This window comes from Alkanindiges illinoisensis (assembly GCF_004377485.1).
Classification (GTDB): Bacteria; Pseudomonadota; Gammaproteobacteria; order Pseudomonadales; family Moraxellaceae; genus Alkanindiges; species Alkanindiges illinoisensis_A.
Genome location: NZ_SNTY01000011.1, coordinates 23451 through 44108, shown reverse-complemented (window position 1 = coordinate 44108; position 20658 = coordinate 23451). Strand labels below are relative to the sequence as shown.

At 46.5% G+C, this 20658-nt stretch carries 18 protein-coding genes; 15 read left to right on the top strand and 3 right to left on the bottom strand.

The features are described from left to right. Positions 1-2 precede the first annotated feature (2 nt). From E2B99_RS03070 to E2B99_RS03025, 10 genes are all read left to right on the top strand, one after another. Positions 3-602, top strand: coding sequence for a CvpA family protein (locus E2B99_RS03070; protein ID WP_134243513.1), 600 nt, complete (start codon positions 3-5; stop codon positions 600-602). A gap of 68 nt (positions 603-670) precedes the next feature. Further along, positions 671-2215 (top strand): amidophosphoribosyltransferase, encoded by a 1545-nt coding sequence (gene purF / locus E2B99_RS03065; protein WP_134243512.1) that lies wholly within the window; start codon positions 671-673, stop codon positions 2213-2215. A gap of 178 nt (positions 2216-2393) precedes the next feature. Next, positions 2394-3008, top strand: coding sequence for a thiamine phosphate synthase (gene thiE / locus E2B99_RS03060; protein ID WP_134243511.1), 615 nt, complete (start codon positions 2394-2396; stop codon positions 3006-3008). 108 nt (positions 3009-3116) lie between these two features. Continuing rightward, a complete protein-coding gene (locus E2B99_RS03055; RefSeq protein ID WP_166738975.1) occupies positions 3117-3737 on the top strand; it encodes a DUF2939 domain-containing protein in 621 nt (206 codons plus the stop codon). A 228-nt stretch (positions 3738-3965) separates the two neighbouring features. Further along, the gene (gene hemL, locus E2B99_RS03050; RefSeq protein ID WP_134243509.1) at positions 3966-5270 is read left to right on the top strand and encodes a glutamate-1-semialdehyde 2,1-aminomutase; all 1305 of its coding nucleotides are present in this window, start codon (positions 3966-3968) and stop codon (positions 5268-5270) included. A 188-nt stretch (positions 5271-5458) separates the two neighbouring features. Then, a complete protein-coding gene (locus E2B99_RS03045; RefSeq protein WP_134243508.1) occupies positions 5459-5701 on the top strand; it encodes a type II toxin-antitoxin system Phd/YefM family antitoxin in 243 nt (80 codons plus the stop codon). Next, positions 5701-6120, top strand: a complete 420-nt coding sequence (locus E2B99_RS03040; protein ID WP_134243507.1) for a type II toxin-antitoxin system VapC family toxin — start codon at positions 5701-5703, stop codon at positions 6118-6120. The genes E2B99_RS03045 and E2B99_RS03040 overlap by 1 nt, the downstream gene beginning before the upstream one ends. Positions 6121-6193: 73 nt before the next feature. Continuing rightward, positions 6194-6835 carry an RluA family pseudouridine synthase gene (locus tag E2B99_RS03035; RefSeq protein ID WP_134243506.1) on the top strand — a complete coding sequence of 214 codons (642 nt, stop codon included), beginning with the start codon at positions 6194-6196 and terminating at the stop codon, positions 6833-6835. 186 nt (positions 6836-7021) lie between these two features. Beyond that, positions 7022-9862 carry an RNA polymerase-associated protein RapA gene (gene rapA, locus E2B99_RS03030; protein WP_134243505.1) on the top strand — a complete coding sequence of 947 codons (2841 nt, stop codon included), beginning with the start codon at positions 7022-7024 and terminating at the stop codon, positions 9860-9862. A gap of 433 nt (positions 9863-10295) precedes the next feature. Next, positions 10296-10706 carry a hypothetical protein gene (locus tag E2B99_RS03025; protein ID WP_134243504.1) on the top strand — a complete coding sequence of 137 codons (411 nt, stop codon included), beginning with the start codon at positions 10296-10298 and terminating at the stop codon, positions 10704-10706. 61 nt (positions 10707-10767) lie between these two features. Here the strand turns inward: E2B99_RS03025 and E2B99_RS03020 are convergent, their stop codons facing one another. Both E2B99_RS03020 and metK read right to left on the bottom strand, forming a co-directional pair. Further along, entirely contained in the window at positions 10768-11433 is a 666-nt protein-coding gene (locus tag E2B99_RS03020; protein WP_134243503.1) for a hypothetical protein, read from the bottom strand. A gap of 73 nt (positions 11434-11506) precedes the next feature. Next, complete coding sequence (gene metK, locus E2B99_RS03015) at positions 11507-12676, bottom strand: methionine adenosyltransferase (RefSeq protein WP_134243502.1); 1170 nt, start codon at positions 12674-12676, stop codon at positions 11507-11509. 315 nt (positions 12677-12991) lie between these two features. On the opposite strand from metK, the gene tkt reads away from it, so the two are divergent. Continuing rightward, positions 12992-14983, top strand: coding sequence for a transketolase (tkt, locus tag E2B99_RS03010; protein ID WP_134243501.1), 1992 nt, complete (start codon positions 12992-12994; stop codon positions 14981-14983). 87 nt (positions 14984-15070) lie between these two features. Here the strand turns inward: tkt and E2B99_RS03005 are convergent, their stop codons facing one another. Further along, complete coding sequence (locus E2B99_RS03005; protein WP_134243500.1) at positions 15071-15793, bottom strand: hypothetical protein; 723 nt, start codon at positions 15791-15793, stop codon at positions 15071-15073. 237 nt (positions 15794-16030) lie between these two features. Between E2B99_RS03005 and E2B99_RS03000 the strand changes: the two genes are divergently transcribed. From E2B99_RS03000 to E2B99_RS02985, 4 genes are all read left to right on the top strand, one after another. Further along, entirely contained in the window at positions 16031-17086 is a 1056-nt protein-coding gene (locus E2B99_RS03000; protein WP_240687706.1) for a type I glyceraldehyde-3-phosphate dehydrogenase, read from the top strand. 181 nt (positions 17087-17267) lie between these two features. Then, positions 17268-18431 (top strand): ATP phosphoribosyltransferase regulatory subunit, encoded by a 1164-nt coding sequence (locus E2B99_RS02995; RefSeq protein ID WP_134243499.1) that lies wholly within the window; start codon positions 17268-17270, stop codon positions 18429-18431. Positions 18432-18520: 89 nt separating this feature from the next. Next, the gene (locus E2B99_RS02990; RefSeq protein ID WP_134243542.1) at positions 18521-19837 is read left to right on the top strand and encodes an adenylosuccinate synthase; all 1317 of its coding nucleotides are present in this window, start codon (positions 18521-18523) and stop codon (positions 19835-19837) included. Between the two features lie 78 nt (positions 19838-19915). Beyond that, positions 19916-20596, top strand: coding sequence for a polymorphic toxin-type HINT domain-containing protein (locus E2B99_RS02985; protein WP_134243541.1), 681 nt, complete (start codon positions 19916-19918; stop codon positions 20594-20596). Positions 20597-20658: the final 62 nt, after the last annotated feature.

Below are 20658 nucleotides of genomic sequence, written 5' to 3'. Positions count from 1 at the left end.
TCATGAATTATCTGGATATCGCCAGTGTGGTGATCATCATGTGGGCAACATGGACAGGGCTACAACGTGGCCTGATTCGCTCCCTAACCAGTCTGATTGGCTGGCTATTGGCACTCGTACTGGGTAGCCGTTTTGCACAAACCCTGGCTCCCAGTTTTTCTGTCCTGACGCATGATCCTGTCGTCCAGAAAATTGCGGCGTTTGCCACGATTGCAGCACTGGTGTTGTTTGTGACAGCTATAATTGGCAATGTGCTGCGTCGCTTGTTTAAAGCCCTAAAGCTTGGTCTAACCGAACAGGCGGCAGGGGGCATTTTTGGGGCTGCCAAAGGTTCCCTGATCTTAATGATTGCAATCCAGTTGCTGGGGCCGTGGGTGGCTGAATCACCCTACTGGCAAAAATCCAGAATGGTATCGCTGTTGTCACCTTATGCGCCAATGGCTGTTGAAATGTCGGAACATGTAGCAGGACACGTGTGGGATGAAGTAAAATCCCGTGATGCTCGTGAAGAACCAGAGTTGTCTGCCGAGCCGGTTGACCAGTATGAGCACAACGTAGGCCGCCGTGATGCTGCCGATACAGTGCCTAATCCGTTTTCCTGATTTATCTCTTGTTTGTCTAGCTGGTTGATTCAATCAGTTTATTTACCTAGCCTGTCTGCGAGGTCGCTATGTGTGGAGTCGTTGGTGTTGCCGGTTTAGCGCCAGTCAACCAAACGTTATATGATGCCTTAACCATGTTACAGCATCGCGGACAGGATGCCGCCGGAATTGTGACCTGCCAGGATGGTCGCCTGTTTTTACGCAAGGAAAACGGCATGGTGCGTGATGTGTTTCATACACGTCACATGATGCGTCTGGCGGGTAATTTTGGGATTGGGCATGTGCGCTACCCAACAGCTGGTTCGTCCAGTAGTGCCGAGGCCCAGCCATTTTATGTGAACTCACCTTATGGGATCACACTGGCACACAATGGCAACCTGACCAACGCCATTGAAATCAGCAAAGACCTGTTTAAGACCGATTTGCGACATATCAATACTGATTCAGATTCTGAAGTGCTGCTGAATGTATTTGCCCATGAGCTACAGGCTTTAGGCAAAGAAATTCCTGGCGAAAATGATATTTTTGAAGCGGTTTCCCGGGTACATCAGCGCTGTGAAGGGGCTTATGCGGTAGTTGCCATGATTACCGGTCATGGCTTGCTGGGTTTTCGTGACCCTAATGGTATCCGTCCATTAACCTATGGCATGCGCCTGAACGAAGCGGGCGGTGTTGAATACATGATTGCTTCCGAATCAGTAGCGCTGACCTCATTAGGATTTAAGGTTATTCGGGACGTCGCTCCCGGTGAAGCCATTTTCATTAATTCGGATAACCAGATTTTTACCAAGCAGTGTGCTAAAGAGTTCCGTTACGCACCGTGCATTTTCGAGTTTGTCTATTTTGCCCGTCCGGATTCCATTATCGATGGTATTTCGGTTTATAAATCACGTTTGCGCATGGGTGAAAAACTGGCCCAGAAAATTTTGCGTGAGTGGGGCGAAGAGCATGATATTGACGTGGTGATTCCAATTCCGGACACCAGTCGTACCGCAGCACTGGAACTGGCCAATCATCTGGGTGTGAAGTTCCGTGAAGGCTTCATGAAAAACCGCTACATTGGCCGTACCTTCATTATGCCGGGTCAGCAGCAGCGCAAGAAATCAGTGCGCCAGAAGTTAAATCCGGTTGACCTTGAATTTAAAGGCAAGAATGTATTGCTGGTGGATGATTCAATTGTACGCGGCACCACCTGCCATGAAATTATCCAGATGGCCCGTGAGTCTGGTGCAACCAAGGTGTTCTTTGCATCTGCTGCGCCACCAGTGAAGTTTCCCAACGTGTATGGCATTGATATGCCAGCCAAGAGTGAGCTGATTGCATCCGGCCATAGTGTTGAGGAAGTACGCACGATTATTGGTGCAGACCGTCTGATTTTTCAGGATCTGGAAGACCTGATTGAAGCCACCAAGAGTCGCAAATCGCCAGTACAGGAATTTGACTGTTCGGTATTTAATGGCGTTTATGTCACCAAAGGCATTGATGATGGCTATCTGGATCGACTGGAAGCGCGTCGTAATGATAAGGCCAAGATTGCAGTAAAAAGTACTGTGATTGATGTGTCTTCTGAAAATACCCCAGTAGATATGACAGGTATTAAAGAAGAAGCCTGATTTGACATGGGCATTCAACCATTGCTTTAAAAGCAGCGGTGTATTAAAAGCGCAGGGTGGAGCTTTGCCAAATACAGTTAACACTGTTATTAAGGCATTGCGTCACTACTGCGCTTTTTTATGCAGATGATTTATCAATTTTACAGGCTTATATTCCTGTGATAAGGAAAATACCCTAATGCGCGGACTGTATTTAATTACCAATGACGATCCATTTGATGTGCTGTATCAAAAATTGCATATTGCATTGCAAAGTGGGCCTATTGCATTCATTCAGTACCGTAGAAAGCAGGTAATGCCTGCCCAGCAAGTTAGGGAAATTGAAACACTATTGAAGCTTTGCCAGCAATATCAGGTGCCGTTAATTATTAATGATAATTTGGTACTGGCGCGACAGTTTGCTTGCGGCTTGCATCTGGGGCAGGGGGATGGCTCACTGATTGACGCCAGAGCGCAACTTGGAACGCAGGCGATTATTGGCAGGACTTGCCATGATTCATTGAAGCTTGCAAAGCAGGCCGTTGCAGAAGGCGCCAGTTATCTGGCCTTTGGTGCGGTATTTCCTTCATTTACCAAGCCCAATGCACAGCGCGTTAGTATGGCAACCCTACAGCAGGCCAAGGCCCAGTTTGAGCTACCCATTTGTGTAATTGGCGGGTTGACAGTGGAAAATAGTCAGCCACTGATAAATCTGAATATCGACTTGTATGCAGTGGTCGGAGATGTCCTTAATCTTGACATGGATCAGGTAGCACAACGTGTTAAAGCATGGCAAGCGCTCTTAGAAAATTAACCGCTTGGTTACACTGTTTAACACAAACCTACACAAAAAAAGAAATCTGTGAACACGTGTTATTGGTTAGGCTGATTCACTTGTTAGCGTAACGAGTGGTTAATGGATATGAAAAAGCAGTGGACTGCTGTTTTAGTCTTTCTGGCTTTTATTGTCTGGCAGATCGTAAGTCCCTATTACACGGTTTATCAAATTAAACAGGCAGTTGAGCAAAAAAGTAGTGATGATCTAGCTCATTACATTGACTTTGCCCTGTTAAAGCGTAACTTGAAAATCCAGTTACAAGACAAACTGGAGCAAAAAATCTCCTTGCGCCAGAATGGCAGTTTTTTCGGTAGCCTGACTTACAATATTGCCAATCAGGCCATTGATGGCATGTTGAATCGCACCGTAACGCCTGCATCCATCATTACACTGGTAAGCAATATCCGCAGTTTTGAAAATGATCTCAACAACCTTGAGGGCTGGTCTGGTGCTGAAGATGGTCTTAATGAAAACACCACAGATTATCAGCAAGTACAAATGGGCAAGCCGCTTGCCAGTCAAGCCAGCAGCACTTATCCGGTTCATGCATTACACTCCACGCATTCTCATACACAGTGGCAATATCATTTTGATAATGTAAACCAGTTTAGTATTGTTCAGCAGCATCCTGAACGTCAGCCTGTGCGCTATGTGCTCACCCGTTCAGGATTGGGCTGGAAGCTCAGTAATATCATTTTGCCCTAGCCTTGTTCGTTTTAACTTTATTCTGTCTTGATTTCACATTGGCTGAACTGTATTCAATTAAACATTTCACAACGCTTGTAGCATGTTTTCGCGTTAAACTCACGCTTTCGTATCGCACATCCTATAATGCATTCATTTTATGGGTCAGAATGCTTTAAAAGCCTGACCCTAGCCCGGCCTTAAATACGATGTGCTTATTTTTTCAGTGACTTGTCTTGTGGTGAATGTATGACCCAGCCTTTATCAACGCCTTCTAATGCTGAGCTTTTTGCAGCAGCAAACCAGCATATTCCTGGCGGTGTAAACTCACCCGTGCGTGCATTTAAAGGGGTAGGTGGTACCCCAGTTTTTATTACCAAGGCTCAAGGTGCTTACCTGTGGGACGCGGCGGGCAAACAGTATATTGATTATGTTGGCTCATGGGGGCCAATGATTTTAGGGCATGCGCATCCGGATATCGTCACAGCTGTACAGCAGGCTGCTGCAGATGGCTTGAGTTTTGGTGCGCCCACACCCACAGAAACCACAGTGGCTGATTTAATTTGTGAGATCATGCCATCCATTGAAATGGTGCGTATGACCAGTTCCGGCACCGAAGCCTGTATGAGTGCCATTCGTTTGGCGCGGGGATATACCGGACGCGACAAGATCGTCAAGTTTGAAGGCTGTTACCACGGTCATGCCGATTCCTTACTGGTAAAATCCGGTTCTGGTATGTTAACACTTGGCGTGCCTACCTCCTTAGGCGTACCAGAGGATTTTGCCAAACACACGATTATTCTCCCCTATAACGATATTGAAGCGGTGCAACGCTGCTTTGCTGAGTTTGGTTCAGAAATTGCTGGCATTATTGTTGAACCAGTGGCTGGTAATATGAATCTGGTTATTCCTGTTGAAGGCTTTTTGCAATGCCTGCGTGATGAGTGCGACAAAGCCGGTAGCGTACTGATTATTGATGAAGTGATGACTGGCTTTCGTGTGGCACTGGGCGGCGCACAACAGCGCTATGGCGTGCAGGCCGATATTACGACTTTAGGCAAGATTATTGGTGCCGGATTGCCTGTTGGCGCGTTTGGTGGCAAAAAAGAAATCATGCAGTGTATTGCGCCCTTGGGTGGGGTGTATCAGGCTGGCACACTGTCCGGCAATCCACTGGCCATGCGGGCAGGACTTGCCATGTTCAGGCACTTGACCCAGCCCGGTTTTTATGAGCAACTGGAGGCTAAACTGGCCAAGTTATTGACAGGTTTGCAACAGGCAGCAGATGACGCTGGCATTGCTTTTAAAACCCAAGCGGTGGGTGGCATGTTTGGTCTGTATTTTACCAATTCTGATGACCTATCCAGTTTTGAAGCCATGACGCATTGCAACATTGAAGCCTTTAAGCAGTTTTTCCATGGCATGCTCAAGCGTGGTGTATATCTGGCACCGTCAGCCTTTGAGGCCGGATTTATTTCCAGTGTGCATAGCGATGCTGATATTGAGAAAACCATTAGTATTGCGTGCGATGTATTTAATGAGATGGCAGTTTAAGTCACTATTTATAAGAAAAAGAATGCAAATGTACCTGTTCCTGCAAATTGGGTGCATTTGCAGCAATTCACTAAATATAAAAATGAAATCAGTTCTCTATTGCATTTCTTGAAAATGTAGTAACATTACTACGTGTGGGCTTATACAATTTATTATTGCAAACCGGTATTGAATTTAGGAGGCGAATCATGATTCAAATTAGCAGCCGTGAATTTAATCAGGATATTGGTTATGCCAAACGCAAAAGTGTGCAAGATCCAGTTGTTATTACTGAGCGTGGCAAACCTACACATGTATTACTGAGCTATGATGAATACCAAAAAATGTTGAGTACCCAGCCAAAAATTACTGAGTTGCTAAGTTGTCCTGACGAGATTGATTTTGAAACTGTAAAAACCAGTCTGTACTTAAAGCCAGTAGATTTTGACTAATGTTATTACTGGATACCAATGTCATTTCCGAGCTGCGAAAAGTACACACTGGCAAGGCTGACCTTCGATTTGCACAATGGGCAAATCAGCTGATTCTTCCTGAGCTTTATGTGTCTGCCATTAGTATTATGGAGCTGGAAACCGGCGTATTAAGAATCGAGCGCCGTGATTTCCAGCAAGGCCAGCTATTAAGACAATGGCTGGATCAGCAAGTGTTACCTACTTTTGAAAAAAGAATTCTGGCTATTGATACCAAGGTTGCATTAGCCTGCGCGCGATTACATGTGCCAGATCCACGTTCTGAACGAGATGCCTTAATTGCAGCAACGGCCATTATCCATGGCATGACAGTGGTTACCCGAAACATTGCTGATTTTAAGGAAACTGGGGTTAGCTTATTCAATCCATGGCAGGCTTGATTTGACCCTATAACTTGATGATTAATAATTTTGCTATAAGCCATCTGGCTATTTGAAGAACCCTGACCGACCTATGACCAATTTTTTACAGCAAACGCTCATCCACCGCGATGAACACTTTATTGTCATCAACAAACCTGCCGGATTGCTCAGTGTACCGGGCAAAGGCGATCTGACGGATTGCGTCATTAATCGTTTGTTGTTCGATGAACCCAATACCTTACTCATTCACCGCCTGGATCGTGATACCTCGGGTATTCTGGTATTTGCCTTAAATAAAACAGCGCAAAGCCATATCTCAAAACAGTTTCAAAACCGCCAAACTGACAAGCAATACCATGCGCTGGTGAGTGGACATTTAATGGGTGAGGGTAGTGTAGATGTGCCAGTTAATTATGATCCAACCCGTCCACCCTTACACATTGCTGAGCCTGCCTATCATAAGCCAGCTTTAACACACTGGCAGGCCGTTGAGCAGTTTGAAATCAACAACCAGCCAGTTACCCGGGTAAAATTAACACCTATTACCGGGCGCTCCCATCAGTTGCGGGTACACATGCAATATCTGGGGCATGCCATTGTCGGTGATGAACTGTATGCCGATGAACAGGCGTGCCAGCTGATGCCACGCTTATGTTTGCATGCCGAACAGTTGTCTTTTTTTCATCCCGTAACAGGCAAGAAGTTGAATTTTTTCTGTCCAGCACCATTTTAATCAACTGACCTGTTGCTTTTGTCTGTCTTTCCCGCAGGAATAGTTTAGAAAATATCTTTACGGGCGAGTTTTATACAAAAACTCAAGCACAACGCACAGCAGATATGAGAGAATGCGCGCCGCACGATTTGGGCTTCAAATCCTTGGGCAGTAAATACGTGTGCTGTAATAATTGCAAAAGATAAGGTGAATGAATTGCAAGATTTTGCCATTGGACAACGTTGGTTATCAGACACAGAGTCAGAACTTGGCTTAGGCGTTTTGGTCGATGTCGATGAACGTACCATTAGCATTTTATTCCCCAAAAGCGATGAAACGCGCGTGTATGCCCGGGCCAATGCGCCGCTGTCCCGTATCCTGTTTAAACAGGGTGACTGGTTTACCGATCAGGAAGGGCAGGAGTGGCAGGTTGAAGGTGTTGAAAATGTACGTGGCGTCATGCGCTATGACGTGGTTTGCCCAGCAGGGGAACAGCGTAAAAGCATGAATGAAACCCGGCTGGGTGCCAATATCCAGCTAGCGCGTCCGCTGGATCGTTTGCTGGCCAGCCAGATTGAATCCAAAGAATGGTATGACTTGCGCATTGAAGCATTGCTCATGCAAAGCCGTATGGCGATTAGTCCGTTGCGTGGCTTACTTGGCCCACGTGTTGGCCTGATTCCACACCAGTTATATATTGCCCATGAAGTGGGCCGCCGTCTGGCACCGCGTGTATTGCTTGCCGATGAAGTGGGTCTTGGCAAAACCATTGAAGCCGGCCTGATTATTCACCAGCAACTGCAAACTGGCCGTAGTGAACGTATTTTAATTCTGGTGCCAGATTCCTTGCAGTACCAGTGGATGATTGAAATGCGTCGCCGTTTCAATCTGCAATTTTCCCTGTTTGACCTCACGCGTACGGCATCCATTAAAGAACACGATGAAGATGCCAATCCGTTTTTAACCGAACAATGCATCATTGCCAGTATTGACTTGCTACTGGATCACGAAGATCTCAAACAACAGGCCTTGGATGCTGGCTTTGACTTGCTGGTGATTGACGAAGCGCACCATTTAACTTGGCACGAAGACCCGGAAAGGGGTGAAGGCGTTGGCAATGACCGCTATGATTTGGTTGAAGAATTTGCCAATCAAACGCCGGGTGTTTTATTGCTGACAGCAACCCCGGAGCAACTGGGTGTAGATAGCCATTTTGCCCGTTTGCGCCTGCTGGATCCACAGCGCTTTGACACGCTGGATCACTTTCTGGAAGAAGAAGCGCAATACAGCCAGACGGCACAAATTGCTGAAGTGCTGATGTCGGATGAGCCTTTAAATGAACAGCATCAACAGGTTTTAGTTGAGCTGCTGGGCCATGAAGTGGAGCAAGATAGTGAAGCGCGCTATCGTGCTATTAATGAACTGCTAGACCGTCACGGCACAGGCCGGATTTTGTTCCGCAATACCCGTGAGGCCATTTCCGGTTTTCCGGGTCGTGACTGCATTCCAGCAGCTTTGCCAGCTCCTGAGCACTGGCCGTTAACTGGCAAACTGCGTGAGCAAATGTGGTTTGAAGAAACCATGCTGGATGGCTCATGGATGGAACATGATGCACGCCTGCCATGGCTGATGGACATTCTGCGCAAGGATTTAAAACACAAAAAAGTGCTGCTGATTGCCCGTAGTGGCCCAGTGGTGGAATCACTGGAAACTGCCTTACGCATTCATGGCGGCATTCGTACGGCCATGTTCCATGAAGGCATGAGCCTGCTGGAACGGGACCAAGCCGCAGCATATTTTGCTGAAGAAGGCTATGGGGCACAAATCCTCCTGTGTTCGGAAATTGGCTCGGAAGGCCGTAACTTCCAGTTTGCCAGTGACCTGATTTTATTTGACCTGCCTGCCAACCCTGATGTGCTGGAACAACGGATTGGACGTCTTGACCGGATTGGTCAGCAAAACCGCATTCAAATTCATGTGCCTTATTTTGTAGGCACCGCGCAAGAGCGCATGTTCCGCTGGTACAACGAAGCCTTAAATATTTTCAGCAATATTTCCCCTACTGCGCAAACCTTGCAGGAAAACCATATTGTCGAGCTGAAAGATTGCCTGTTAAGTGATCAGGGGCAGGTGTTTGAAGACCTGCTGGAACAGGTGAACAGCGAGCGTATGGCGCTGGAAGATGAATTACAGGCCGGGCGTGACCGTCTGCTGGAGTTTAATTCCTGCCGGCCTAAAGTGGCTGCACGGATTGTCAAGGCGCTGGAAGATCAGGATGAGCAAAATCCGTTACCTGACTTTATGACACGCTTTCTGGCAGCTACCAACATTGACTATGAAGAACAAAGTGATGGCACGCTGATTATCCGGCCTTCCGATCAAATGCAGGTAGAAGGTTTGTTAATGGATGAAGAGGGCATGACAGCCACCTTCTCGCGTGAGCAGGCACAGCACCGGGAAGATGCCCAGTACATTACGCTGGAACACCCGTTTACCAATAGCATTTTTGAAATGGTACATACTCAGTCGTTTGGTAATACCAGTGTTACAGTGCTGAAAAGCGCGGCAATTCCACAAGGTAGCCTAATGCTGGAAATGTGGTTTCGGGTCGAAGTGATTGCACCCAAAATCCTGAATCTGGCTGCCAGTTTGCCACAGCAGCTTATTCGGGTATTACTAAATGAAAATGGACAGGATTTATCCGCTAAGATTAATTCTGCCATGCTGCATCCGTATGTGCATCGTCTGGACATGAATAATGCGCGTCAGGTGGTTAAATTGCGCCGCGAAGTGATTGAAGAACGCTACAAGCAGGCAGAGCAACTGGCCAAGGCACAGGTGCAAAGCTTTAGTGAAGTTGCCCGCAAGCGTTATAACGATCGACTGCAACAGGAAATTGATCGTCTGACCTATCTGAAGGAACATAACCCCAGCATTCGCGAAGACGAGCTGGAGCGTCTAAAAGAACAGCAGGCACAGGGCGTACAGTTGTTGCAGCAGTTATCGTTAGTACCAGATGCTATCCGGGTGATGGTGGTAATGAAGTAAATTATTCAAACTCTTAACAACCAAGCTTGCGCATGCAGGCTTTTTTTAATGTTGTACAGCTGAGTCAATAACAAGACGGTATTTCCCAGAAAAAAAATTTTCTAGCAATGGCGGCCTGGGCGGCGAAATTCTTAGGCATGCTTGGAAAATGGTGTATGCAAGAAATTGCAGATTAACAGTATGCAACTGTTTAGATGATATGCAATTGTCTGGATGGTATGCAATTTTCTGGATGATAGGCAACTGTCTGGACGGCATTCAACGGCCTGCAATAATTTTTTTACTTAATTTTTTCAGTTAAAATTTTGCTGGATTTTACATAACGTAATCCTGCTTACATAAAGCTGTTGCAACATCGCAATTCTGCTCTTATTACTTATTTATAAACCTATTAGTTTATTGCTATCTCAAAATTTTGCAGTAGGAGTAAGCAATGACCCATTCAAACCAGGCCAGTTCAAACCACGAGGCACAGCAGGCAGAACAGGATGCCAAACAGGATATGCGTCAGGATGCAATGGGTCAGGACAGTGCGCTGACTGACGTACCACCTGAATTTAGCGTGAATAACCGTGATAATTCTGACCAGCCTGCAGCCAGTGACCTGTCAGACGACGCAGCAGACCCAACCGATGCAGGCTACGATGAAACCGTGGCCAATGAACCGGAAGGCGGGCTGGAGGAAATGGATATTGATGACTTGATTGATAGCAATGAAGAAGAGCTGGAAGAAATCACTGGCCTGGCCACCTCCACCCCAAGTCCGACTGCGCGAGCAGATGAAGATCGCTCTGCATTACCAGAGTCTAACATTGCGGGTGAAGCACCCACCCAGAATATCTAGATGTTTTATGAAGCTAACTTATTTTTAGTAAAAATTAGTTAGCTTTTTATTCACTTGAAAACTATTTCCGGTCAGGAAACTGAAATTTTTTGTGTAACTCTATAACGCCATCCGATTTTTTTATGTATATTTTTTCCCATATAGCTTCAGTTTTACTAAAAATTTCTATTACATCAGCAGTTCTCATATCTGTTTTATGATCATATATTTTAGAGTCATATATCAAAGGCAATAACTCACTGTCATCTATTTTGGTGCCGATAATTTTACCACTTAATTCAGAGCTTACAGAAGGGGAATTTTTAATTTCATAAGAGTGTAAATCAAATATTAACTTATTGCTATGATACCCTTCTTTAATATTAGGATAATCATAATAATAAGAATACGAAATATCAATATTTCCATTTAATAAATTTCTAGTTTTTTCTAGATAATCATCAGATTTTATTTTAAGAATGTTTCCATCATAGCTTATAAATCTATCTGGACAATTAAGTGTAAATTGTTTTAATCCTTTAAAATAATTATCACCAGCTGTAAAAGTTTTAGGTGGGTTTGGGAAGATAGATTTTTCTTTCCATAAAACCTTTACAGTGTCATTAATAGGAGAAATCACTATAATAAAACTATCACATTTTTCAGAGCTGTCGTATATTTCTGAAGCATAAGCTTTTGTAAAAAAAAATAAAACTATTGTTAAAATAAAACTAAAGTTTTTGAGCATAATTGTCCACAGCTTTTATCTCTATGTGAAATTATAACCTACAATAAATATATTTATTGTAGGCTATATAAAATTATAAAATACCGGCAGCCTGCTTGAGGTCAGCCGCTTTATCGGTTTTTTCCCAAGTAAATGCACTATCTGAACCATGGCGGCCAAAATGGCCAAAACTTGCAGTTTTCTGGTACATCGGCTGAATCAGGTTCAGCATGCGAGTGATACCATAGGGACGCAGGTCAAAATGTTCACGAATCAGGGCAATAATCTGCTCATCATCAATCTTGCCGCTACCAAAGGTATTGATGGAAATAGAAGTGGGTTCTGCCACACCAATCGCATAACTCACCTGAATTTCACATTTATCGGCAAGGCTCGCCGCCACAATGTTCTTAGCCACATAACGGCCTGCATAGGCTGCTGAGCGATCAACCTTGGACGGGTCTTTACCCGAAAAAGCGCCACCACCATGACGGGCCATGCCGCCATAAGTATCTACAATAATCTTGCGGCCTGTTAAACCGCAATCACCGACTGGTCCGCCAATCACAAACTTGCCAGTTGGATTGATGTGAAACTTGGTGGCCGCATGCAGCATCTCAGCTGGTAATACAGCTTTGACGATTTCTTCAATCACGGCTTCTTTTAGGTCAGCCTGGCTAATGGAGGGATCATGCTGGGTAGAGAGTACTACTGCATCAACACGGGCAGGCTTGCCATCTTCATAATGGAAAGTGACCTGACTTTTGGCATCAGGACGTAACCATGCCAGCTTACCGTTACGGCGCAGTTCAGACTGCTTCTCAACCAGACGGTGCGCATAGCAAATCGGTGCTGGCATTAACACATCGGTTTCGTGGCTGGCATAACCAAACATCAGGCCCTGATCACCAGCACCCTGATCTTCAGGCTTTTGGCGATCCACACCTTGCGCAATTTCAGGGGACTGCTTGCCTAGCATGTTAATAACCGCACAGGTCGAGCCATCAAAACCCAAATCGCTATGGTTATAGCCAATATCATTAACCGTATCACGCACGATTTTTTCAAAATCAATATTGGCAGTGGTGGTAATTTCACCTGCCAGTACCACGGCACCGGTTTTTACCAGTGTTTCACAGGCCACGCGGGCATATTGGTCTTGTTGTAAGATTGCATCAAGAATGGCATCGCTAATCTGGTCTGCCATCTTATCTGGGTGGCCTTCACTGACCGATTCTGACGTAAAGACAGCGTATTCGCGCATGAATGTTCCAGAAAATAAGAAGTTAAAGATGGCGGCTATGTTAACGCGACTTCAAGCTTTGGACTAGCATATCTTGCATGAAAAATGCTTGATTTTATCGCAATAAAATTCAGCCTGATGCCATCATGTCACCTGTCTTTAATAAAAAAGCATTCTTTGCTTTACCCTGCACCTGATTTTTAGGACAATACGCCCATCTTTTTTTAGTGCTGCTTTTATCAAACTGGTTTTTTGTACTGGTTTTAAAAACAGACTGAAGCTTGCTTGCTCAGGTTTTACTCAAGTCCTTCATTTAGTTATTCGGGAAACTGGCTCATGACAACACCACTCAATGAACGCCGCCTTGCCAATGCCATTCGTGTGCTGGCCGTAGACGCTGTTCAACAGGCAAATTCCGGTCATCCAGGCGCGCCGATGGGCATGGCAGAAATTGCTGAAGTGCTGTGGCGTCAATTCTTGCGTCATAACCCAAGTAATCCCAACTGGCCAAACCGTGACCGTTTTGTGTTGTCCAATGGCCATGGCTCCATGCTGCAATATGCCTTATTACATTTATCTGGCTATGATGTATCAGTTGATGATTTAAAACAGTTCCGCCAGTTGCATAGCAAAACACCGGGCCACCCGGAATATGGCTATACCGCTGGGGTTGAAACCACGACCGGGCCATTGGGTCAGGGTATTGCCAATGCAGTGGGCTTCGCCATTGCTGAAAAAACGCTGGCCGCACAGTTTAACCGTGATGGCTTGAATGTCGTGGATCACTTCACCTATTGCTTTATGGGTGATGGTTGCCTGATGGAAGGGATTTCGCATGAAGTCTGCTCGCTGGCAGGTACCCTGCAACTGGGCAAGCTGATTGCTTATTATGATGATAATGGCATTTCCATTGATGGTGAGGTGGAAGGCTGGTTTAGCGACGACACACAAAAACGCTTTGAGGCTTATGGCTGGCACGTGGTGAAAGTGGATGGCCACGATACCGAAGCGCTGCATGCTGCAACCCTGGCTGCACAGGCAGAAACCAAACGCCCAAGCCTGATTATCTGTAAAACCGTCATTGGTCTGGGTTCACCTAACAAGCAGGGTAAGGAAGAATGTCACGGTGCGCCGCTGGGTGTCTCAGAAATTGAACTGGTGCGCGATACCCTAACCTGGACTGATGAACCCTTTGTGATTCCGGCGGATGTCTATGACGCATGGGATGCACGTCCAAAGGGAATCATTCAGGAAAATGAGTGGAACACGCTGTTTGAAGACTATCGCACCCAGTATCCTGAACTGGCTGCTGAGCTACAGCGCCGCTTGAATGGTGACTTGCCTGCTGATTTTGCCTCTAAAGCCGACCAGTATATTCGCGACGTTAACAGTAAGGCTGAAACCATTGCCAGCCGTAAGGCCAGCCAGAATGCATTGCAGGCGTTTGGCCCACAGTTGCCCGAATTGCTGGGTGGCTCGGCTGACCTTGCTGGCTCTAACTTGACGATCTGGAAAGGCTGTGAAGGCATTCAGGACAATCCGGCAGGCAACTATATTCACTATGGTGTGCGCGAATTTGGCATGACAGCGATTGCCAATGGTATTGCATTGCATGGTGGCTTTATTCCTTATGTCGCGACTTTCCTGATTTTTATGGAATATGCCCGCAATGCCGTTCGTATGGGCGCATTGATGAAACAGCGTGTGATTCATGTGTATACGCATGATTCGATTGGTTTGGGTGAAGATGGCCCAACGCATCAGCCCATTGAGCAGCTTGCGTCCTTGCGTGGTACACCAAATCTGAATACCTGGCGTCCAGCGGATACCGTTGAATCCGCTATTGCCTGGAAATCAGCGCTGGAACGTAAGGATGGCCCAACTGCATTGGTGTTCTCCCGTCAAAATCTGCCACATTTAACCCGCACTGAAACGCAAATTACGGATGCTGCAAAAGGCGGCTATGTATTGGCCGCAGAGCAGGGCGAGCTTAAAGCCATTATTATTGCAACGGGTTCGGAAGTTGACTTGGCCATGCAGGCCTACAGCCAGTTGTCTGGTGTACGCGTGGTTTCCATGCCATGTGCTGAAGAATTCATGCGTCAGGATGCGGCTTACCGGGAATCGGTATTACCAGCCAATATCCGCGCGCGTGTTGCAGTTGAAGCCTCACATGTAGACTACTGGTGGAAATTTGTGGGTCTGGATGGCAAGGTGATTGGTATGAGTACCTTTGGTGAGTCTGCCCCAGCCAAAGACCTGTTCAAGTATTTTGGCATTACTACTGAAGCAGTTGTTGCTGCGGTAGAAGAACTGGTTGCTCGATAAACCATTCCTGCAAGTGTTCTGACATAAAAAATGCCTCCATCTGGGAGGCATTTTTTTAGGGCTGACTTTTATGAATAAACCTAAAACTTAATCGCTCAGTTCAACTTTCTTGGCAGTTTTAGGCCGTGCCAATGCGCTACGGGCTTCACCAAAAGAGGCGGTTTGGCGATAAGTCATTAAGGCTGCAATTTCCTGCCGTGATGCTGCACCATTGCGCACACGTTCTGCCAGCGCTTTCATTTCATCACGTCGTTTTTCAAGGGCAATACGGCGTGCACTTTTGGCCTGTTCTTCCAGTTTGTTTTCCTGTTCACTCAGCTTTTTGGCTTCTTCCTCATTAATAAACGAACTAGCCTTGCCTGAGGCCAGCATGCCGGACTGTGCAGCAGGTTTAGCCTGATCAGTAGTGGCAGGCGGTGGTACAGGCGTTGAGGAACCCAGCATTTTAGGTGCACTGCTGCTAGTTGCAGGTGTAGCTGCTTCTGTAGGAGCATTGGGATTCATTGCTGCAACAGCTGCGGCAGGATAGCCCGCAGGCGGCTTAAGTTGCTGTCTGTTTTTTTCAGCGGCTGCATCCACGGCACGGGTGGGAAAATCAACCTTGGTTGTAATGCCTTTTTGCAGGTCAATCACTTTAACAGCGTCGGAACTCAGTTCTTCCTCTGGCGGAATACCACCATAATTCGTTAATGATTCCTGCTCATCAGTCCAGGTGTAAATGGTATCTTCAGCATAGGCAGCCTGAAGGGAAAGCACCTGAAAAGAAAGTGCTAAAGTAGAAAATGCAAAAACTTTAAAGAGTTTAGCCATAATTTATGTCGTCAAAAGTCACGTCCTTGATTTTTAAAATTATAGACGTAGTCGACATAATTGTTAAGTGAATGTACAAAAAATCCCCATTTTTTAAGTAAAAATTTTGAGAAACCGCTTTTGTAATCGCTTGAATCGATTCAATTCATGTTTTTTCCATAAAAAGTGCCCGGAAACTTTTTTTATGAAAGATATACGCTAAACTATATCGCCTGTTTTGCCACGCTGAGCCTGTTTGTGAGCCATTCTTCTGCCTTAAATATTGCCATCAATGGGTTTGGACGCATTGGCCGTAATGTATTGCGTGCCTGGATTGAAGAAGGATTGTGGCCACAGGTTAATATTGTGGCTATCAATGACATTGCTGAACCGGAAATGCTGGCACACCTGCTACGTTTTGACAGTACGCATGGCCGTTTTAATGCAAAAGTTGAGGTGATTAGCGAGGGTGAATCCAGCTTTTTGCAGGTCAGTAAAGATGGCATTAGTCGTCATATTAAAATTCTTAAAATCGCTGAACCCGCACAGTTACCTTGGCAGGCGCTACATATTGATATTGTGCTGGAGTGTACCGGACTGTTTCGTTCCCGCGTTGGGGCTTCCGGGCATTTGCAAGCAGGAGCAGGGCGCGTCATTATTGGTGCAGCCCCATTTGATACTGTAGATGCTGCAGTTGTTTTTGGGATTAACGAACAGGATATTTTGCCAACAGACCGGGTTATTTCCAGTGTGTCCTGTACCACGCAGGCATTGGTGCCACTGGTAAAACTGCTGGATGATGCTTTTGGCATTGAATCCGCATTAATGACTGAAATCCATGCGGTCACGACTGATCAGGCTGTACTGGATCATGCCCATCGTGACCCGCGCCGGGCACGGGCATCGGGCTACAATATTATTCCAACCACTTCCAGTGCGCTAGGTGCCTTAAAGCGGGTATTGCCACACATGGAAAACCGTATTGATGGCTATTCCATTCGGGTGCCAACCATCAACGTGGCTGCCATTGATCTGTCATTTGTGATGAAAAACCCGGCAGATGCACACGCGATTAATCAGTTGTTTATAGATGCTGCGCAAAACCAGTATGCCAATATTATGGATGTCACTGACCAGCCGCTGGTGTCTAGTGACTTTAACCACCAGCCATATTCACTGGTAGTGGATAGCCTGCAAACCATTGTGGTGGGCAGGCAGGCCAAGGTACTGGCGTGGTATGACAATGAATGGGGCTATGCGAATCGCTTGCTGGATTTGTGTACGGCCTTAAGTAGCAATCCGGTTCAATGCTGATTTAATTGCTCAAAGGCTGGTTTGTGCGTCATTTGTCCATTTTTCACTGGTTTGCCGGGCAGACAGGCGTGCAACCATTTTTGCTTCGTGCTAGACTTGCCGACGTCGGGAAATAGCCCGATTTTTTTTCGTGTGGGATGCCACTTTTTGGCATTAACCCAACTATCAAATAGGTTTTACCATGCCAGTTTCAGAAACTTGGTTATTGCCTGATGGGGTGGCTGATGTGCTGCCAGAACAGGCGCAAGTGATTGAACAGCTTCGTCGTCGTTTACTTGATTCTCTGGCCAGCCGTGGTTATGAACTGGTTTACACGCCATTTATTGAATACGTCGAATCCTTATCCCTGCTAAACCGCAATACCAGTGACCTTGATCTGGTAACCTTCAAGCTCATCGACCAGATTTCAGGTCGTTTGCTGGGCGTGCGTGCCGATATTACGCCACAGGTTGCCCGCATTGACGCGCATGTCAGACCGGTTGAAGGCATTGCCCGTTATTGCTATGCCGCTACTGTTTTACATACCCGTCCACAGGGTTTGTCAGCGTCCCGCGCTCCCTTACAACTAGGTGCTGAGCTGTTTGGCTGTGAGGGGCTGGAAGCTGATCTGGAAATGGCAGACCTGATGCTGACCCTGCTTCAACAGGCAGGCTTTGAGCACAAGCTGCATCTGGATCTGGGTCATGTGGGTATTTTTAGAAATCTGGCACGCATCGCTGGCCTGAGCGATGCTCAGGAAGCAGAGCTCACCGATTTATATCAGCGCAAGGCAATTCCCGAACTGGCAGAATATACCCAGACGTTGAATCTGGGCCAGGATTTTTATGCGCTGGGCCGTTATGGCAATGATTTGACTACCTTAAAGCAGCAATTGTCTGCACAGGTACTGGCTGACCAAACCCTGCAACAGGCACTAAATGCGCTGGAACAGGCACAGGCGCATGTTCAGCAGTACTGGCCTACGATTAATGTTGGCGTGGATGCCGCAGAGTTGCGTGGTTATCACTACCATACTGGTCTGATGTTTGCCGTGTATGGCCCTAACCGTGCAGTGCCACTGGCTCAGGGTGGGCGTTATGATGGTATTGGTATTGCCTTTGGCCGTGAGCGTGCAGCAACAGGATTTAGCTGTGATTTGTATGTGCTGGCGCAGGCCAATCAAGCCAACTCCATGCCGATAATGCTAGCACCACTGGGCAAGGATACCGAGCTACAGGCTGCGATTGCACAGGCCCGTCAGGATGGTTTTGTGGTTATTCAGGCGCTGGATGAGCAGGATCAGCATAGTCGTGCCAGTCAGCGTCTGGTACATGATGGGGCGATATGGCAGCGCCAGTCAGTTTGAGCATGAGTTTTCAAGGCTAATTTTAACGTAAGGGCTGCTGCGTGTTGGTGCAGCCTGAGCAACAGTTTTATATAGGTAATGAGGCAGATATGGGCAAGAATGTCGTTGTGCTTGGTACACAGTGGGGCGATGAGGGCAAAGGCAAAATCGTTGATTTGCTAACCGATCAGGCCGCAGCCGTTGTACGCTATCAGGGCGGGCACAATGCAGGCCATACCCTTGTCGTTGGTGGCGAGAAAACTGTACTGCATTTGATTCCTTCAGGGATTTTACGTGCCAATGTGCTTAACCTGATTGGCAATGGCGTGGTGCTGGCGCCGGATGCGTTGCTCAAGGAAATGGGTACACTGGAAGCCAAAGGCGTGCCGGTACGTGAGCGCCTGCGTATTTCCCCGAATTGCCCGCTAATTCTGCCTTACCACATTGCGCTGGATCAGGCGCGTGAAATCAAGCGTGGTAATGCCAAGATTGGTACAACTGGCCGTGGTATTGGCCCGGCGTATGAAGACAAGGTTGCCCGCCGTGGCCTGCGTCTGGCTGACATGATTCGTGGTGGTGAAGAATTTGCTGCCCGCTTGAAAGAAGTCATTGAATATCACAATTTCCGCCTGACCCAGTATTATGGCGTTGAAGCGGTAAATTTTGACACCGTATTGCAGCAATGCACCGAATGGGCTGCCCAGTTAAAACCGTTAATTGCTGATGTCACTGCCATTTTGCATGACTACCGGATGCAGGGTAAGCCGCTGATGTTTGAAGGCGCGCAAGGTTCCTTGCTGGATATTGACCACGGGACTTATCCTTATGTCACCAGCAGCAACACGACAGCTGGTGGTGTGAGCACGGGCACAGGTGTTGGCCCATTATTCCTGGATTATGTGCTGGGCATTACCAAAGCCTATACCACCCGTGTTGGTGCTGGGCCGTTTCCAACCGAACTGGTCTGGGATGCCAAAACTGATGTGGGCGATGCCATTGGCAAGCATTTGGGTGTGGTTGGTAATGAAATTGGTGCCTCTACTGGCCGTCAGCGTCGTTGTGGCTGGTTTGATGCCGTGGTGGTACGCCGTGCAGTCGAAGTCAATTCCCTCAGTGGAATTTGCCTGACCAAACTGGACGTACTGGATGGCCTCTCTGAAGTAAAAATCTGTACCAGCTATGAAGCAACTGATTGCGGCTGTGCAGGTTCCAGCGATGCCGTGTCGTTTGAAAACATGAAGCCCGTCTATGAAACCATGCCGGGCTGGACAGAAACAACCGTAGGTGCAACCCGTGTGGATCAGCTACCTGCCAATGCCCAAGCTTATATCAAGCGAATTGAAGAGCTAGTCGGTTGTCCAATCGATATCATTTCTACTGGGCCGGATCGCGCAGAGACCATTATCTTGCGTCATCCATTCGGCTGATTTGAAGCTGTGAATTTAAAAAAGCTCTCAACATGAGGGCTTTTTTATTACTTTAAAATTGATAAGAGAGATAAAGACATGACATTAAAAATAGAAAGTGGTTTTGCAGCAGGAACACTGGTTCATACGGATCAAGGTTTAGTCCCCATTGAACAGATCAAGGTTGGCGATAGGGTATTGTCTAAACCTGAAGATGGCATTGGGGCGCAAGTTTACAAGTCTGTAGTCAGAACCGTTAAAACGGATAATGTACCCGTACGCTTGGTTAAATGTATTGCACAAGAGGTTAGAGACCAAGCTAGAAGAGATAGAAAATATATTTCTGATGATGAGTTAACCAATATTATAGTGACTGCCAATCATCCATTCTGGGTGGTAGGAAAAGGCTGGGTGCAGGCTGAGGATCTAAGAGAGAGTGATTCCTTTGAGCTTAATGATGGACGATTAGCTAAACTGTATGACAATGGAGGAGGAATGTTTACCGCAGCTCGTCCTATTTATCATTTCCCTGGTGATCTAAGTGGCTGGACTATTCGTTTTAACGAATATGGAGATGATGAGGGTGTAAGCATTGTTGACGTTGATCTAACCCCAGGGATAATGCGACAACGTGACACTGGAGTATCTTATCGGGAAACTTATCTTGGCTGGTATAAGGATCATGGGCAGCCTTATATCTGTACCGTTTATAACCTTGAAGTGGCTGATACGCATACCTATTATGTGGCTGATCTAGGTATATGGGTTAAAACAATTTAATTCCTAAAGTTCAACCAATAAAAAAACCTCCAGTTTTAAACCGGAGGTTTTTAGATAAGGCA

What these genes read in the sequence shown, in the direction of transcription:
- E2B99_RS03005 (WP_134243500.1), bottom strand. Translation starts at nt 15,793, where the DNA reads ATGGCTAAACTCTTTAAAGTTTTTGCATTTTCTACTTTAGCACTTTCT.
- E2B99_RS03070 (WP_134243513.1), top strand. Translation starts at nt 3, where the DNA reads ATGAATTATCTGGATATCGCCAGTGTGGTGATCATCATGTGGGCAACA.
- purF (WP_134243512.1), top strand. Translation starts at nt 671, where the DNA reads ATGTGTGGAGTCGTTGGTGTTGCCGGTTTAGCGCCAGTCAACCAAACG.
- hemL (WP_134243509.1), top strand. Translation starts at nt 3,966, where the DNA reads ATGACCCAGCCTTTATCAACGCCTTCTAATGCTGAGCTTTTTGCAGCA.
- E2B99_RS03035 (WP_134243506.1), top strand. Translation starts at nt 6,194, where the DNA reads ATGACCAATTTTTTACAGCAAACGCTCATCCACCGCGATGAACACTTT.
- E2B99_RS02985 (WP_134243541.1), top strand. Translation starts at nt 19,916, where the DNA reads ATGACATTAAAAATAGAAAGTGGTTTTGCAGCAGGAACACTGGTTCAT.
- metK (WP_134243502.1), bottom strand. Translation starts at nt 12,676, where the DNA reads ATGCGCGAATACGCTGTCTTTACGTCAGAATCGGTCAGTGAAGGCCAC.
- tkt (WP_134243501.1), top strand. Translation starts at nt 12,992, where the DNA reads ATGACAACACCACTCAATGAACGCCGCCTTGCCAATGCCATTCGTGTG.
- E2B99_RS02995 (WP_134243499.1), top strand. Translation starts at nt 17,268, where the DNA reads ATGCCAGTTTCAGAAACTTGGTTATTGCCTGATGGGGTGGCTGATGTG.
- E2B99_RS03025 (WP_134243504.1), top strand. Translation starts at nt 10,296, where the DNA reads ATGACCCATTCAAACCAGGCCAGTTCAAACCACGAGGCACAGCAGGCA.
- E2B99_RS02990 (WP_134243542.1), top strand. Translation starts at nt 18,521, where the DNA reads ATGGGCAAGAATGTCGTTGTGCTTGGTACACAGTGGGGCGATGAGGGC.
- thiE (WP_134243511.1), top strand. Translation starts at nt 2,394, where the DNA reads ATGCGCGGACTGTATTTAATTACCAATGACGATCCATTTGATGTGCTG.
- E2B99_RS03055 (WP_166738975.1), top strand. Translation starts at nt 3,117, where the DNA reads ATGAAAAAGCAGTGGACTGCTGTTTTAGTCTTTCTGGCTTTTATTGTC.
- E2B99_RS03020 (WP_134243503.1), bottom strand. Translation starts at nt 11,433, where the DNA reads ATGCTCAAAAACTTTAGTTTTATTTTAACAATAGTTTTATTTTTTTTT.
- E2B99_RS03040 (WP_134243507.1), top strand. Translation starts at nt 5,701, where the DNA reads ATGTTATTACTGGATACCAATGTCATTTCCGAGCTGCGAAAAGTACAC.
- E2B99_RS03045 (WP_134243508.1), top strand. Translation starts at nt 5,459, where the DNA reads ATGATTCAAATTAGCAGCCGTGAATTTAATCAGGATATTGGTTATGCC.